12 protein-coding genes are annotated in these 14734 nt (G+C 73.8%); 3 read left to right on the top strand and 9 right to left on the bottom strand.

Annotated elements, in window-relative coordinates; translation table 11 throughout:
* Positions 1 to 89: 89 nt before the first annotated feature.
* A complete protein-coding gene (locus FHS88_RS18210; RefSeq protein WP_246420250.1) occupies positions 90 to 2441 on the bottom strand; it encodes a methyl-accepting chemotaxis protein in 2352 nt (783 codons plus the stop codon).
* A gap of 100 nt (positions 2442 to 2541) precedes the next feature.
* On the opposite strand from FHS88_RS18210, the gene FHS88_RS18205 reads away from it, so the two are divergent.
* A complete protein-coding gene (locus FHS88_RS18205; protein ID WP_184486904.1) occupies positions 2542 to 2967 on the top strand; it encodes a DUF1489 family protein in 426 nt (141 codons plus the stop codon).
* A gap of 9 nt (positions 2968 to 2976) precedes the next feature.
* Here the strand turns inward: FHS88_RS18205 and FHS88_RS18200 are convergent, their stop codons facing one another.
* From FHS88_RS18200 to FHS88_RS18170, 7 genes are all read right to left on the bottom strand, one after another.
* Positions 2977 to 4305 carry a caspase family protein gene (locus tag FHS88_RS18200; protein ID WP_184486903.1) on the bottom strand — a complete coding sequence of 443 codons (1329 nt, stop codon included), beginning with the start codon at positions 4303 to 4305 and terminating at the stop codon, positions 2977 to 2979.
* Positions 4306 to 4490: 185 nt separating this feature from the next.
* A complete protein-coding gene (locus FHS88_RS18195) occupies positions 4491 to 5024 on the bottom strand; it encodes an NADH-quinone oxidoreductase subunit B family protein (RefSeq protein WP_184486902.1) in 534 nt (177 codons plus the stop codon).
* A 63-nt stretch (positions 5025 to 5087) separates the two neighbouring features.
* A complete protein-coding gene (locus FHS88_RS18190) occupies positions 5088 to 6599 on the bottom strand; it encodes a hydrogenase large subunit (RefSeq protein ID WP_184486901.1) in 1512 nt (503 codons plus the stop codon).
* Complete coding sequence (locus FHS88_RS18185; RefSeq protein ID WP_184486900.1) at positions 6596 to 8032, bottom strand: hydrogenase 4 subunit F; 1437 nt, start codon at positions 8030 to 8032, stop codon at positions 6596 to 6598. Before FHS88_RS18185 ends, FHS88_RS18190 begins: the two co-directional genes overlap by 4 nt.
* Positions 8032 to 8700 (bottom strand): hydrogenase-4 component E, encoded by a 669-nt coding sequence (locus FHS88_RS18180; protein ID WP_184486899.1) that lies wholly within the window; start codon positions 8698 to 8700, stop codon positions 8032 to 8034. Before FHS88_RS18180 ends, FHS88_RS18185 begins: the two co-directional genes overlap by 1 nt.
* On the bottom strand, positions 8697 to 9656 hold the full coding sequence (locus FHS88_RS18175; RefSeq protein WP_184486898.1) for a respiratory chain complex I subunit 1 family protein: 960 nt from the start codon (positions 9654 to 9656) through the stop codon (positions 8697 to 8699). The genes FHS88_RS18180 and FHS88_RS18175 overlap by 4 nt, the downstream gene beginning before the upstream one ends.
* A 1-nt stretch (position 9657) precedes the next feature.
* Positions 9658 to 11673 (bottom strand): proton-conducting transporter transmembrane domain-containing protein, encoded by a 2016-nt coding sequence (locus tag FHS88_RS18170; protein ID WP_184486897.1) that lies wholly within the window; start codon positions 11671 to 11673, stop codon positions 9658 to 9660.
* 197 nt (positions 11674 to 11870) lie between these two features.
* Here FHS88_RS18170 and FHS88_RS18165 point away from each other — a divergent pair, with 197 nt between their 5' ends.
* Positions 11871 to 12419 (top strand): TRAP transporter small permease subunit, encoded by a 549-nt coding sequence (locus tag FHS88_RS18165; protein ID WP_184486896.1) that lies wholly within the window; start codon positions 11871 to 11873, stop codon positions 12417 to 12419.
* 4 nt (positions 12420 to 12423) lie between these two features.
* Positions 12424 to 13833, top strand: coding sequence for a TRAP transporter large permease (locus tag FHS88_RS18160; protein WP_184486895.1), 1410 nt, complete (start codon positions 12424 to 12426; stop codon positions 13831 to 13833).
* A gap of 16 nt (positions 13834 to 13849) precedes the next feature.
* On the opposite strand, the gene FHS88_RS18155 is transcribed toward FHS88_RS18160, so the two are convergent.
* Entirely contained in the window at positions 13850 to 14674 is an 825-nt protein-coding gene (locus tag FHS88_RS18155; protein WP_184486894.1) for an aldo/keto reductase, read from the bottom strand.
* Positions 14675 to 14734: the final 60 nt, after the last annotated feature.

Genomic DNA, 14734 nt, shown 5'->3' with positions numbered 1-14734 from the left:
CACTCCTGCCCGAGATTGCAGGCGTGCTGTAGCAGGCGCGGCGCCGTCGCGGGGAGGGCAAACCGCCACCCGCGACGGGCGCGCAACCATCACGCGGCGCGGATGGCCCGCAGGAAGCCCTCGGCGCGCTCGCGCAGCGTCGCCGAATCGCCGGAAAGCACGCCGGAGGCCTGAAGCACGGCCCCCGCCGACCCGCCGGTTGCTTCGGCGGCCGAGCGGATCCCCTCGATCCGGCGGGCCACCGTCTCGGTCGCCTGGGCGACCTGCGCGGCGCTGCGCGCGATCTCGCGCGTGGTCGCCCCCTGCTCCTCCACCGCGGCGGCGATGGCGGTGGCGATGTCGCTGGTGCGGTCCACCGTGGTGCCGATGGCGCGGATGGCGTCCACCGCCTGGGTCGTGACGCCCTGCATCTCCGCGATCTGGCGGCCGATCTCCTCGGTCGCCTTGGCGGTCTGGCCGGCGAGGTTCTTCACCTCGCTCGCCACCACGGCGAAGCCCTTGCCGGCCTCGCCCGCGCGGGCGGCCTCGATCGTCGCGTTCAGCGCGAGCAGGTTGGTCTGGCCCGCGATCTCGCCGATCAGGCGCACCACGTCGCCGATGCGCGAGGCCGCCTCGGCGAGGCCGCGCACGGTCGCATCCGTCGCCTTGGCCTCGGCCACCGCCTGGCGGGCGACCTCGGCGGCCTCGGCGACGCGCCGGGTGATCTCCTCGACGGAGGCGGCCATCTCCTCGGCGGCGGCGGCGACCGCCTGGACATCGGCATTGGCCTGCATCCCGGCCTCGGAGACGGCGAGCGCCTCGCGGCCCGCGCCGGCGGCGGCCTCGGTCAGGCTCTGCGCCGCTTCCTGGAGCTGCGTCGCGGCGCTGGCCACCGAGTTCACCACGGCGCCGATATCGGCCTCGAAGGTGTCGGCGAGCCGCGCCTGCTCGGTCACGCGGTGCCAGGCGAGCAGCGCCCCGGCATAGGCGCCGGAGGCATCGCGCACGGCAGTGACGGTGAGATCAAGGGTCTCCGGCCCCATGCGCACCCGCGCCTTGTGCGGAAGATTCGCCGGGTCGGCGAGCATGGCGCGGATGCGCCCCGGGTTCCTGTGGAACATGTCGATGGACTGGCCCATCACCTCGCCGGCCTTGACGGGCATGTGGTCCTCGATCTGGCGGACGAGGTCCATCGAGAAGGCGTTGGCGTAGCTGATGCGGAACCCGTCCTTCGGGTCCGCGATCATCACGCCGATCGGGATCTGCTCGATGATCTGGCCACGGCGGAACGCCTCGCCGACCGTGCTGCGCAGCTCCTCCACCGCCTCGGCGATGCGCCCGATCTCGTCGCGCCGGCCGCGGTCGCTCACGGTCACGCCGGCATCGCCGCGTGCGATCGCCGTGATGGTCGTCGCCATGCGGCCGAGCGGCGCGCCGATGCTGCGCGAGAGCACCACGGCGGCGAGCAGCAGGACCAGCGCGATCGCCGCCGCCGTGCCCAGCACCGTGCGGGTCTGCCCGGTCAGGGCGGAGGAGACCGCATCCCCCGCCGCGGCGTTGAGCTCGTGCAGGCGGGCATTGGCGGCGGCGACCGCCTCCAGCATCCGCTCGCGCGCCGGCCGCGCCTGCTCCTCGGTCATCCGCGCGAGCGCGAGGCCGGTGTCGATGGCCGCGAAGGCCCCTTCCGCCGCCTGCTCGGCGAGCCGGCCGATGCGCTCCAGCTCCTCCTTCGCGCGCGCATTGCCGCCGATGGCCGAGATGGCGCCGCGCATGTGCACGCGCGCCTGCGCCGCCGCCCGCCGCGCGCGCTGCGCCTGCGCCGCGTCCCCGGTGGCGAGGTAGCGCAGCGTCGAGGCGCGCATGTCGTTCACGCCTTGATGGAAGGTGGTGAAGCGCGCCCGCACATCCTCCCGCAATTCGCCGGAGAGGTCGAACTCGATCGTCGCGTTCGCGCTCTCGAAGGACTGGTCGTATTCGGCGGTCCGCGCGAAGAAGACCTCGTCGCGCGCGCGCAGCACGGCCAGGCGCTCCTGTGCCTGTGCGGCGATCGCGGTGCCGTAGGCCTCGGCATCCTCAGCGACGCGGGCCAGTGCTGCGGCGGCCGCGGGGTCGCCCGCGATCTCCGCGGCGCGGCGGGTGTCGCGCACCGTCGCGGCCAGCGCCGCGGCCGCGCCCTCGCGCGCCGCCTCCACCTCCTGCGCGGTGTTCGCTCCGAGCACCATCCGCTCGCGGAAGGGCGCGCCGGAGGCGGCGCTCGTCGCCTGGGTCAGCAGCCGGCTCGCCTCGCTGAGCCGCTCCTGCCGCGCCACGGTCGCGGAAAGCTCCTCTCCGGTCAGGACGACGGTGCCGATGATCCCGCCGAGCATCAGGAGCGTGAGCAGGCCGGCGGTGGCGAGTTTCAGGCCGACGGACAGGTTCTGGAATGCGCGCATAGGGGCCTCGTGCAGGTCGGGACGGCGCATCCTGCCGGCGCCTGCCTTAAGCCGCGGTGAAGCGGCGGGGATGCCGCCCGACCGAGCCTTGCCCCTTGCCGACTCCGGGCCGGGTGCGACATGCAGGGGCGTGCTGCACCTCATCAAGCTCTCCGTCGGGCCCAAGGACGTCGCGCAACTTGCGGCCATCCAGCAGGAGCGGCTGCGCACGGACCCGCCGCTGCGCGCCTGGACGCGCATGTTCCCCAAGCGCATCGAGGAGGTCACGGCCGGAGGCTCCATCTACTGGGTGGTGGCCGGCTTCGTGCGGGTGCGCCAGCGCATCCTCGGCATCCGGGAGGAGGAATGGGACGAGGGCGTGCCCTGCGCGGCGCTTCTGCTCGACCCCACCCTGGTCCCGGTCGAGGCCCGGCCGGTGAAGCCCTTCCAGGGCTGGCGCTACCTCAAGCCCGAGGAAGCGCCGCCGGATGTGGCGCGCGAGCGCCCCGCGGCCCTCGGCCTCGATCGCCTGCCGCCCCGGCTGCGCAAGGACCTCGCCGAGCTCTGCCTGATCTGAGCGCGGCCGCTATTCGAGCCGCGGCAGCGCGATCTCGCCGCTCGGGTTGCCGACACGCGCGCCGCCGATCCGCGTGTGCTTGATCTCGACGAGCTCGCCGAAGAAATCCGTCCGCCGGGCCTCGTAGAGGTCGCCCCGCTCGTCCTGCCAGCGCAGCGTCCCGCCCGAGACCCGCGCCGCGACGCGCGCCCAGCCGGGCGGGTAGCCGGACGCCATGGTGCCGGGCACGCCGGCGCCGGTGCCCATCAGCACATCCGCCGTGCCGCTCGCCGCATCCACCGACAGCACGGCGAGGATGTAGGTGCGCCCGGCCCGGTTCCAGCGCGCCTCGCCGCCCCAGATGCCGACCAGCGGATGCGCCCCGCGGGCCGCGGCGACCGCCGGCATGGGGTTGGGCAGGGGGATGCCCTGCCGCGTCGCCACCTCGATGATCCGGGCCGAGGCGCCGGGCGCGAGGGCGGCCTGGGCAGGCGGCGCCTGGGCTGGCGCCTGGGGCCGCGCCGGTGCCGGCGCCGCGACGGCCGGTGCCGGCGGCGGGGGTGCCGCCGCGACCGCCGGCGCCCGGCCCGGCCGCAGCACCACCTCGGTGATCAGGCTGCTGTTGTCCCACGGGATCTGCTGCCCGCCCGTCGCCTCGACCACCGAGCGCCGCACCCGCGTCATCAACTGGCGGATCTCCAGCCCCGGGGTCGCGAGGTGCTGGACCAGCGCCTGGGTGAAGGGGCTATTGCGCCCGGCGCCGTCGAGCGCCACCGCGCCGGGGCTGGTCGAGAAGGCGATCAGGGTGCCGAGATCCACGCTCTCGACCCGCGCGAGCCCGCGGCCGACCGAGCGCGTCGCGCTGAGGCCGCGCATCTGCGCCGCCAGCGGGTTGTCCCGGCAGGCGTCAAGGATCAGCACCCGCGCCCGCGCGCCCTGCATCGTCCGCAGCACCAGCGGCACGCCGACCAGCTCGTAGTCCACGTCGCGCACATGGGCGAGGCGCGCATCCACCGGCAGGAGGTGGTTCTCCCCGCCGATCTGGATGCCGTGGCCGGCGAAGTAGAACAGCGCGAGCTCGGCGCCCTCCGCCGCCGCGCCGAAGCGGCGCAGCGCGGCCCCGAGGGCTTCCTTGCCGGCATCGCGCAGCAGTTCGGTGCGGAAGCCGGCGGCGCGCAGCGCCTCCGCCACGGCTTCGGCATCGGCTACCGGGTTGGCGAGGCGCGGCACGGCGCGGTAGGCGCCATTGCCGACGACGAGCGCGACCCGCTGCTGCGCGAGCGCCGCCCCGGGCCACGCGGCGGCGAGAAGGCACAGCGCCGCCACCGCGAGGACGGCGCGCAGGATGCGTGGGGGCATGCGGGACCTCCCTTGGGCCACCCATTCTCCAATAGTTGCAGGAAATTAAGGCCGCTGCCACGGCGCCGTGAGGCCGGAGGGGCGATAAGGGGGGCGTCGCGACGGCTTATTCCCGGCAGGCCGTCGCAGCACTGCCCCTCCTGCGGGATGGGGTCTGTGGGCCGGCTGGATCCGTCCAGCCGGCCCTATTTTTTGCGCGGCTCCGCCTCGGCCTCGAGCAGCGCCAGCAGCCCCTCGAGCAGTTGTGCCGGGCTCGGCGGGCATCCCGGGATCAGCAGGTCCACCGGCAGCACCGCGCCGACGCCGCCATGCGTCGCGTAGCTGGCCTTGAACACGCCGCCATCCACCGCGCAGTCGCCGGCCGCCACCACCCAGCGCGGCTCGGGCGTGCAGGCGAGCGCGCGCTCCATCGCCTCGGCCATGTTGCGGCAGGCCGGGCCGGTGACCAGCAGCACGTCGGCATGCTTCGGGGAGGCGACGAAGCGCAGCCCGAACCGCTCGAGGTCGTAGGCGACGTTCTGCAGCGCGTTCACCTCGAGCTCGCAGCCGTTGCAGGAACCGGAATCCACCTCGCGGATCGCGAGGCTGCGCCCGAGCCGCGCGCGCGCCGTGGCGGCCAGCCGCTCGGCGAGTGCCGCGACGGTTTCCGCGGGCGCGGCCACCGCCGGGTCGGTCAGCGGCTTCGCGAGCAGGGCGCGGGCGAGCCGGGGCCAGAGCATCAGGCGTGCCTCCGGGGCAGGGGAGGCGCCGCGCCGGTCGCGTCGAAGCGGATCATGACGGCCTCACAGGTCCACGCCGCTGTAGGAGCAGTTGAAGGATTTGTTGCAGAGCGGGAAGTCGGCCACGATGTTGCCCTCGATCGCCGCCTCCAGCAGCGGCCATTGCAGCCAGGACGGATCGCGCAGGAAGACGCCGCGGATCAGCCCGCCATCGTCCAGCCGCATCCAGGCGAGGCATTCGCCGCGGAAGCCCTCGATCAGCGCCGTCCCCTCGCCGCCGCCCTCCGGCAGCGGGGCCATCGTCGCGCCCTCCGGCAGTTCCGCGAGCAGGCGGCGCGCGAGCATGACGGAGTTCCGCAGTTCCGCGACGCGCACGCGCACGCGCGCATCCACGTCGCCGCCGGCCTCGACCGCCACCGGCGGGGCCAGAAGGTCGTAAGGCGCATAGCCCGGCATGAAGCGCGCATCGAAGCGGCGGCCGGAGGCGCGGCCGACGAATCCGCCGGCGGCGAAGGCCTGGGCATGGGCGGGGTCGAGGAAGCCGGTGCCGACCACGCGGTCCTGAAGGCTGGCATGGCTCTCGTAGATCCGCATCAGCGCCGGGACCTCGGCCTCGACGGCCGCGAGCGCCGCGAGGATCGCCGCCGCGCCGTCCGGGGCAAGGTCGGTCGCGACCCCGCCGGGCAGCACGCGGTCCATCATCAGCCGGTGCCCGAAGGCGGCCTGGCAGGCGCGCAGCACGCCCTCGCGCAGCAGGCCGCAGCGCGCGTGGGGGAAGGCGAAGGCGGCGTCGTTGCAGACGAAGCCCCAGTCGTTGAGGTGGTTGTGGATGCGCTCCAGCTCGGCCATCAGCGCGCGCAGCGCGACGGCGCGCGGCGGCACGGCGAGGCCGAGCGCGGCCTCCGCCGCCGCGGCGAAGGCCCAGCCATGGGCCACGGTGGAATCGCCGGACAGCCGCGCCGCGAAGGCGGCTGCGGCGCGCGGCGACTTGCCGAGCATGAGCGAGAGCGTGCCCTTGTGCTTGTAGCCGAGCCGCGCCTCCAGCCGGACGACGACCTCGCCCTGGATGTGGAAGCGGAAATGGCCGGGCTCGATCACGCCGGCATGGATCGGCCCGACCGGGATCTGGTGGATGCCCTCGCCCTCGGCCGGCAGGAACGCCGGTTGCGGCGGCTCGGCGCCGGGCATCGGCGCGGGGCTGGCGGACATCGGGCCCATCACCGGCCAGCGGCCGTGGTCGAGCCAGGGGCGCAGATCCACCGCGCCCTCGGCGACCAGGCCCCAGAGGTCGCGGATCATGCGCTCGAAGCGGATCGCGCCGGGGCGCGCGGGCGAGAGGGCCGCGTAGCGCCCGCCCTCGGCGGGGACGGAGGCGAGCAGCGGCGCGCCGGCCGCCTCGTCGAGGAAGGCGGCATGGACCATGCCCGGCTCGGCCCAGAGGGCGAGCAGCGCCAGCGAGGGATCGGCTGCCAGCGCCTGCGGCAGCCGGGACCAGGCCTCGGGCCCGAGCAGGTGCCGCTCGAAAGGCCGCGCGCCCTGCGGGGCGCCGGCGCGGATGAGGGAGACGGCGCTCATCCGATCACCCGTGCCGCCTCGGCGAGCATCGCCGCAAGCCCGGCCGGCATGGCGAGGGCGAGCGCCGTCGCGACGGCGAGGTGCAGCCAGAGCGGCGCGGCGGCCGCGGCCTCGCGCCAGCCATCCAGGGCGCCCGCGGCATCCGGCGTGGGCGGGCCGAAGCACATCGCCTGCAGCACCGTGACCAGCGCGGCCAGCGCCACCACCATGGCGAGCGCGAGCGCGAGCGCGAGCCAGGGCATCTGCGCCGCCGCCGCCGAGAGCAGGCGGAACTCGGAGGCGAAGAGCAGCATCGGCGGCAGCCCCGCGATGCCGGCGATGGCGATGGCGAGGCCCCAGCCGAGCGCCGGATGCGTCGTCACCAGCCCCTGGATGTCCGCGATCTTCTGGCTGCCCTTCGCCTGCGCGGCGCGGCCGACGCCGAAGAACACCGCGCTCTTGACCAGCGAGTGCCCGAGCAGGTGGAGCAGTCCGGCAAGGTTCGCGGCAGCGCCGCCGAGGCCGAAGGCGAAGGCGGCGATCCCCATGTGCTCGATGCTGCTCCAGCCGAAGAAACGCCGCGCATCGCGCCGCCGCCACAGCGCGATCGCCGCCAGCGTCACCGTGGCGAGCCCGAGCCCGAGCAGGAACGGTCCCGGGGCGATCGCCTCCGGGTTCGCGCCCACGATGGACTTCGCGCGCAGCACCGCGAGCATTGCCGCGTTGAGCAGCAGGCCCGACAGCACCGCCGAGATCGGAACCGGCCCCTCCGCATGCGCATCGGGCAGCCAGGAATGCAGGGGCACCAGCCCCGCCTTGGTGCCGTAGCCGAGCAGCAGGAAGGCGAAGGCGAGGTTGAGCGTGCCCGGCGCGCAGTCCGGCGCCACCTGCATCAGCGCCGCCCAGGACAGCCCGTTCTCCTCGTGCAGCAGCGGCTGCGCGGCGAGATAGAGCACGATGGTGCCGAACAGCGCGAGCGCGATGCCGACGCCGCAGAGGATGAAGAACTTCCAAGCCGCCTCGAAGGCGGCGGGCGTGCGGTGCACCGCGACCATGGAGACGGTGGCGAGGGTCGCGATCTCGATCGCCACCCACATCACGCCGAGATTGTCCGCAAGCAGGGCGAGGAACTGCGCGCCCATGAACACCTGGTAGGCGGCGTGGTAGGCGCGGATGCGCCAGTGGTCGAAGCCCTCCTGGTCGAGCGTCGCGGCCGAGAAGACCGCGGTGGTCAGCCCGACGAAGGCGGAGAGCACGAGGAAGGGCAGGTTCAGCGCGTCCACCCGCGTCCAGCCCTCCTGCCCGAAGGGCTGCGCCGCCAGCGCGAGCGCCATGGCGAAGGTCAGGCCGCTGAGCGCGACATTGCCCGCCGTCGCCGGCCGGAGCCGCGGCACCGCCGCGAGCGCCGCGGCGCCCAGCCAGGGCAGGAAGACGATGGCCCATTGCAGGGACATCAGCGCCGCTCCCCGCGGTGTTCCTCGAGGCTCGCCGTGTCCAGCGTGTCGAAGCGCTCGCGGATCTGGAAGGCGAAGACGGCGGCGACGACGGCGATCATCAGCACCAGCGCGGCGGTCGAGAGCTCGACCACCAGCGGCATGCCCGCGACGCCGATGGCGGCGAGGATCAGCCCGTTCTCCAGAGACAGCAGGCCGATCACCTGGCTGATGGCGTTGCGTCGCGTGATCATCATCAGCATGCCGAGCAGCACGACCGAAAGGGCGAGCGCGAGATCCTCGCGCGCCAGCGCCCGCGCGCCCTCGGTCGCGGGCAGCGCCACGAGGATGGCGAGCGCCACCAGCCCCACGCCAGCCACCAGGGAGGGCCCGATGCCGAGCGCCGTCTCCACCGTGCGGTGCAGGTCGAGCCGCCGGACCGTGGCATGCAGCGCGAGCGGAATCAGCACGCCCTTCGCGGCCATGGTGAGCATGGCCGTCAGGTAGAGCCCCGCCACGCCCTGCGCGTGCGCCGCCCAGGCCGCGGCCAGCGCCAGCAGCGCGCCCTGCATGGCGAAGGCGTTGATCACCGCCCCGATCCGCCGCTGGTAGAGCAGCACGAAGGAGAGCAGCAGCACCCCGCCGCCGAGCAGATGCGCGACATCGTAGCCGAGCTGACCGAAGCTCATGTGAGCCTCGTGGAGACGAAGAGCAGCACCGCGCCGAGCAGCCCGAGCAGCATCGCCGCGCCGAGGAACTCCGGCACGCGGAAGACGCGCATCTTGGCGATGGCGCTCTCGAAGGCCGCGAGCGCCAGCGCCAGCGCGCCCATCTGCGCCACCCAGGCAAGCAGCCCGACCATCCAGAGATGCGGCGCCGCCCCCGCCGGCGCCTGGCCGAAGGGCAGGAAGACCGCCGCGATCAGGGCGAGCCACAGCGTCAGCCGCAGCATCGCCGCGTATTCCCACAGCGCGAGGTGACGGCCCGAGGCTTCGAGGATCATCGCCTCGTGCACCATGGTGAGTTCGAGATGCGTCGCCGGGTTGTCCACCGGGATGCGCGCATTCTCCGCCACCGCCACCGCCAGCAGCGCCACCAGCGCGAAGCCGAGCGAGACGCGCAGGCCGAGCCCGCCCTCGCGCAGGGTCGCGGCGATGGCATCGAGGTTCGTCGTCCCGGCGAGGATGGCGAGCGTCAGCGCCACGACCACCAGTGCCGGCTCGGCCAGCGCGGCGAAGCTCATCTCGCGCGCGGCGCCGAGCCCGCCGAAGGGCGTGCCGACATCCATCCCCGCCAGCGCCATGGCCACGCGCCCGAGCGCCAGCAGCCCGGCCACGAGGATCAGGTCGGCGAGCGGGGCGAAGGCCATGCCGCGCGCGAAGGAGGGCACCAGCGCCGCCGCGGCGATCGCCGCACCCGCCGCCACATAGGGCGCGGCGCGCGAGACGGCGGAGGCGTTCTCCGCGAGCACCGGCGTCTTGCGCAGCAGCTTCAGCAGGTCGCGCAGCGGCTGCAGCGGATGCGCCCCGCGCCTTCCCATCATCCGCGCCTTGAGCCAGCGCACCACGCCCGCCAGCACCGGCGCGGCGGCGAGGATCAGCGCGACATGCAGCGCCTGGGCGAGCAGGGACCAGACGAGGGCCATCTCAGCGCGCCTCCAGCCAGGCGAGCAGCGCGAGCATCAGCACCACGGCCCCAAAGCTCAGCCCCAGGCACTGGCGGATCGAGAGGTCGCGCAGGCGTTCGGCCTGCGCGGCGACCGCATCCCGCCAGCGCGGCAGCGGGCCTTCGAGGGCGGCGAGCGCGGGATCGCGGAAGCCGGCATCGAGCCGCGCCGGCGCCGTGCTGCCCGGCGGCGGCATGGTCACGTGCTCGCGCGCCGCGAGGAGACTGTCGCCGAGCATCCGCCGCAGGGGCTGGGCGAAGCCGGCGGCGCTGGGCTGGGTCGCCGGGTCCCCGAACGGCAGATGCGCCGGCGCGGCGATGAATCCGCAATCCCAGGTCGGGCCGCGCGCGATGCCCGGCGGTGCCCGCCGGCGCACCGCCCAGAGCGCGGCGCCGACTGCCGCGGCCAGGAGCAGCGCCGCCGCGAGCGGCCAGTAGCGCGCCCCGCCATCGGCGGCGCCGACCGCAAGGAAGCCCGCGCGCGGCGCCGCCACGCCCGAGAGCTGGCGCAGCGCCGGCTCGGCCAGGTCGAGCATCACGCCCGGCAGGAGGCCGAGCAGCACCGTCAGCCCCGCCGGCACCAGCAGCGCGATGCGCGCCGCGCCGCCGCTCTCCTCTGCGCCCGCCGCGCGCGGCGAGCGCGGGCGGCCGAGGAAGACCAGCCCCCAGAAGCGGACCATCGCCGCGGCGGCGAGCGCGGCCGCCAGCGCCGCAAGCGCCGCCGTCGCCGCAACCCCGATCTGGAAGGCGAGATCGCCGACCCGCCAGGCCGCGAGCAGCGCCTGCAGCAGCAGCCATTCCGAGGCGAAGCCCGAGAGCGGCGGCAGCGCCGCCGCGGCGCCCGCGCCCGCCAGCGCCGCCCAGGCCGTCCAGGGCATGCGGTGAATGAGTCCGCCGAGGCGGTCCAGGCGCCGGGAGAGCGCGCCGTGCAGCACCTCGCCGGCCGCGAGGAACAGCAGCGTCTTGAACACCGCGTGGTTCAGCGCGTGCAGCAGCGCCGCGGCGGTGGCGAGCGCGGCCAGCGCGGGAAGGTCCGCCCCGCGGAAAGCCAGCGCGAGCCCGAGCCCGATCGCGATCAGCCCGACATTCTCGACGGTCGAGCAGGCGAGCAGCGTCTTGGCATCCTCCTCCAGCGCCGCGCGCAGCGCACCGATGACCGCCGAGGCGGCGCCAAGGGCGATCAGCGGCATGCCGAGCCAGAGCGGCTGCGCGGCGCCCATCAGGTCGAAGGCGAAACGCACGAGGACATAGAGCGCGACCTTGGTCATCGCGCCGGACATCGCCGCCGAGACGTGGCTCGGCGCCGCGGGGTGGGCGAGCGGCAGCCAGACATGCAGCGGGAACAGCCCGGCTTTCGACCCCGCACCCGCGAGCACGAGGGCGAACACCGCCGCGGCGCGCCAGCCATCCGGCGGCGCCTCCCGCAGGGCCGCGAAGGCGACATCCCCCGCCCCGCCCGCCGAAAGGCCCAGCGCGAGCACCAGGGTCAGCCCGCCGAAGCCCGCGAAACCAAGATAGATGCGTGCGGCGCGCCGGTTTTCCGCCTCGGCCGTATCGTGCGCGACCAGCGCCCAGGAGGCGAGCGACATCGCCTCGAAGCCCAGCAGCAGGGTGAAGCCGTCCGCCGCGAGGACCGTGAGCAGCATGCCCGCGAGGAAGATCGGCCAGGGCAGAAGCAGCCGTGCCGGCACGGGGCCGTGGATCCCGCCCAGCGCGAAGAGGGAGGCGCAGCCGGCCACGATGCCGAGCGGCAGCAGGAACCATGCGGCGAGCGGATCGAGCGCGAGGCGCATCGCCCCCCAAGGCGGGCCGAAGGGCAGGTCCAGCGCCGTGGCGCCGCCGGAAAGCCCGGCGAGCCCGCCCAGCACGAGCACCGCGCCAGCGCCGACGCAGGCGCCATGCACCGTCTTCGCCCCTGCGGCGCTGCGGGCGAGCGCCAGCGCGGCGACGCCGAGCGCCAGCAGCGCACCGACCAGCAGGGCGAGGGCCGTCAGCATGGACGGCGTCGGCACCGAGTCACGCGCACAGGATAAGCCCCGCCCGACCGGCAGGCCAGCCCCGGGGGGAGGTTTGCATTGGCCCCGCGCCGGGTCTAGGACGGCGCCGCCCCGGTCCGCGGCCGGGAGAAGATGGGGGGCAGGGCGCCATGCGCCGCCAGCGGGAGAGGGCCTCGAAGGGCCCGGCCACGGAGTAGATGCGCGCGCTGCTCGGCCTGAGCCGCGGCGTGGACGCGCTGAGTGCCGCCTTCGGCAAGGCCGCCGAATGGTGCGTGCTCGCCGCCTGCGCGATCAGCGCGGGCAATGCGGTGATGCGCTACGGCTTCTCGCTCAGTTCCAACGCCTGGCTCGAGGTGCAGTGGTATCTCTTCGCCGGCATCGTCATGCTCGGCGCGGCGCATACGCTTCGGCGCAACGGGCATGTGCGGGTGGACCTCGTCTATGGCATGGCCTCGGAGCGCACGCGGCTCTGGATCGACGTCTTCGGCATCGTCTTCTTCCTGCTGCCGGGCATGGCGCTGCTCACCTGGATGACCTGGCCCTTCTTCCTCGATTCCTGGCTGCGGGCCGAGGTCTCGCCCAATGCCGGGGGGCTGATCCGCTGGCCGGTGAAGCTGCTGCTGCCGCTCGGCTTCGCGCTGGTGGTGCTGCAGGGGCTTGCGGAGCTGGTCAAGCGCATCGCCGCGCTGCGCGGCATCGAGGACGATGCGGCGCGCGTCGCCGCCTACGAGAAGCTGGAGCAGTGAGGCGATGATCAGCCTCGAATGGATGCCGCCGCTGATGTTCGGCGGCCTCGTGGTTTTCCTCCTGCTCGGCTTCCCGGTGGCCTTCAGCCTCTCGGCCGTCGGGCTGTTCTTCGGCTTCCTCTCGATCGAGCTCGGCTTCTTCACCCCGGCCTATCTCGGCAACCTGCCGCTGCGCGTCTTCGGCATCCTCTCGAACGAGGTGCTGCTCGCGATCCCGTTCTTCACGCTGATGGGCGCGATCCTCGAACGCTGCGGGCTCGCGGAGGATCTGCTCGAAGGGACCGGGCAGCTGTTCGGCAAGGTGCCGGGCGGGCTTGCCTATGCGGTCATCGTGGTGGGCGCGATCCTGGGCGCGATCACCGGCACGGTGGCCGCGAGCGTGATCGCAATGGGCATGATCAGCCTGCCGATCATGCTGCGCTACGGCTACGACATGCGCATCGCGACCGGCGTCATCGCGGCCTCGGGCACCATCGCGCAGCTCATCCCGCCATCCCTCGTGCTGATCGTGCTTGGCGACCAGCTCGGCAAGAGCGTGGGCGACATGTATGCCGGCGCGGTCGGCCCGGCGATGATGCAGGTGCTGCTGTTCCTCGCATTCATCGCGGTGGTCAGCCTGATCTGGCCGCAGAAGGTGCCGCCGCTGCCCGAGGAGGCGCGCACCATCCGCGGCTGGCCGCTCTACTGGCGCGTCATCAAGGGCATGGTGCCTTCCCTGGTGCTGATGTTCCTGGTGCTCGGGACCATCTTCCTCGGCCTCGCGACGCCGACGGAGGCGGGCGCGATGGGTGCGATGGGCGCGATCGTGGTCGCCGTGATCAACCGCCGCTTCACCTGGGCCCTGCTGTTCGAGGCGATGGGCAACACCATGCGCATCACCGCCATGGTGATCTTCATCCTGATCGGCGCGACGGTCTTCACCCTGGTCTTCCAGGGCGTGGACGGCTCGATCTGGATCGAGCACCTGCTCAGCCACCTTCCCGGCGGGCAGACGGGCTTCCTGGTGGCGGTCAACATCGCGGTCTTCCTGCTGGCCTTCTTCCTCGACTTCTTCGAGATCGCCTTCATCGTCGTGCCGCTGCTGGTGCCGGTGGCGCAGAAGCTCGACATCAACCTCGTCTGGTTCGGCGTGCTGCTCTGCGTGAACCTGCAGACCTCCTTCATGCACCCGCCTTTCGGCTTCGCGCTGTTCTACCTGCGCGGCGTCGCGCCGAAGGAGGTGCTGACCAAGGACATCTACTGGGGCGCCATCCCGTTCCTGTGCCTGCAGCTCACGCTCGTGGCCATCGTCATCATGTGGCCCGAGAGCGTGACCTACTGGCTCGACCGCGGCACGGGGGTGGACCCGGCGAGCGTGCGCATCGAGGTGCCGGCGCCGGAGCCGCAGCAGGACGAGGTGCCGGTGTTCCGCTGACGGCGGCGACACGCCGCTACAACATCGCCAGCCCGCGCTTGCGCCTGGGCGGGGCGAAGGCGGCGTCCAGAGTCGCGAGGTCCTCGCCCGTCAGCGTGATCTCCCGCGCCGCGGCATTCTCGCGCACATGCGCCGGGTCGGCCGCCTTGGGGATGCTGACGATGTTCGGATCCCGCAGCGTCCAGGCCAGCGCCACCTGCGCCGGCGTCGCGCCATGGCGCGCGGCGACCTCGTGCAGCGCGCGGTGCCGCAGCAGCTTGCCGCCCTGCCCGATCGGCGAATAGGCCATCACCGGCATGCGGTGCCTCGCGCAGAAGGGCAGCAGGTCGAACTCCGCGCCACGGTGCTCGAGGCTGTAGAGCACCTGGTCCGTCGCGCAACGGGCCAGCGCGGGGCCGAGTTCCTCGAGGTCGTCCACGTCGCAGTTCGACACGCCCCAGTGGCGGATCTTGCCCGCGCGTTGCAGCGCCTCGAAGGCCTCCACCGTCTCCTCCAGCGGCACCGAGCCGCGCCAGTGCAGCAGATAGAGGTCGATCGTGCCGACGCGCATCCGCTTCAGGCTGCGCTCGCAGGCCGCGACCGCGCCGCGGCGGGAGGCGTTGTGCGGATAGACCTTGGAGACGAGGAAGACCTCATCCCGCCGGCCGGCGATGGCCTCGCCCACCACCTCCTCCGCGCCGCCATCGGCGTACATCTCGGCGGTGTCGATCAGCGTCATGCCGAGGTCGAGGCCGAGGCGCAGCGCCGCGACCTCCCGCTCGCGCGCCGCGCGGCTCTCTCCCATGTGCCAGGTGCCCTGGCCGAGGGCGGGGATGGCGGTTCCGTCGGGCAGGGTCGGCATGGCGGGGCCTCCGGGCACATCAGGCGCCAAGGCTAGACCAGTTCGCGCCGGTCCGGGATC

It is taken from the genome of Neoroseomonas alkaliterrae (assembly GCF_014199195.1).
GTDB lineage: Bacteria > Pseudomonadota > Alphaproteobacteria > Acetobacterales > Acetobacteraceae > Neoroseomonas > Neoroseomonas alkaliterrae.
This window is presented reverse-complemented; position numbering and strand designations above follow the sequence as displayed.

Bases quoted from the DNA above. Each gene is read 5' to 3' on its own strand.
- FHS88_RS18210 (WP_246420250.1), bottom strand. From the start codon at position 2,441: ATGCGCCGTCCCGACCTGCACGAGGCCCCTATGCGCGCATTCCAGAAC.
- FHS88_RS18200 (WP_184486903.1), bottom strand. From the start codon at position 4,305: ATGCCCCCACGCATCCTGCGCGCCGTCCTCGCGGTGGCGGCGCTGTGC.
- FHS88_RS18195 (WP_184486902.1), bottom strand. From the start codon at position 5,024: ATGCTCTGGCCCCGGCTCGCCCGCGCCCTGCTCGCGAAGCCGCTGACC.
- FHS88_RS18190 (WP_184486901.1), bottom strand. From the start codon at position 6,599: ATGAGCGCCGTCTCCCTCATCCGCGCCGGCGCCCCGCAGGGCGCGCGG.
- FHS88_RS18185 (WP_184486900.1), bottom strand. From the start codon at position 8,032: ATGTCCCTGCAATGGGCCATCGTCTTCCTGCCCTGGCTGGGCGCCGCG.
- FHS88_RS18180 (WP_184486899.1), bottom strand. From the start codon at position 8,700: ATGAGCTTCGGTCAGCTCGGCTACGATGTCGCGCATCTGCTCGGCGGC.
- FHS88_RS18175 (WP_184486898.1), bottom strand. From the start codon at position 9,656: ATGGCCCTCGTCTGGTCCCTGCTCGCCCAGGCGCTGCATGTCGCGCTG.
- FHS88_RS18170 (WP_184486897.1), bottom strand. From the start codon at position 11,673: ATGCTGACGGCCCTCGCCCTGCTGGTCGGTGCGCTGCTGGCGCTCGGC.
- FHS88_RS18165 (WP_184486896.1), top strand. From the start codon at position 11,871: ATGCGCGCGCTGCTCGGCCTGAGCCGCGGCGTGGACGCGCTGAGTGCC.
- FHS88_RS18160 (WP_184486895.1), top strand. From the start codon at position 12,424: ATGATCAGCCTCGAATGGATGCCGCCGCTGATGTTCGGCGGCCTCGTG.
- FHS88_RS18155 (WP_184486894.1), bottom strand. From the start codon at position 14,674: ATGCCGACCCTGCCCGACGGAACCGCCATCCCCGCCCTCGGCCAGGGC.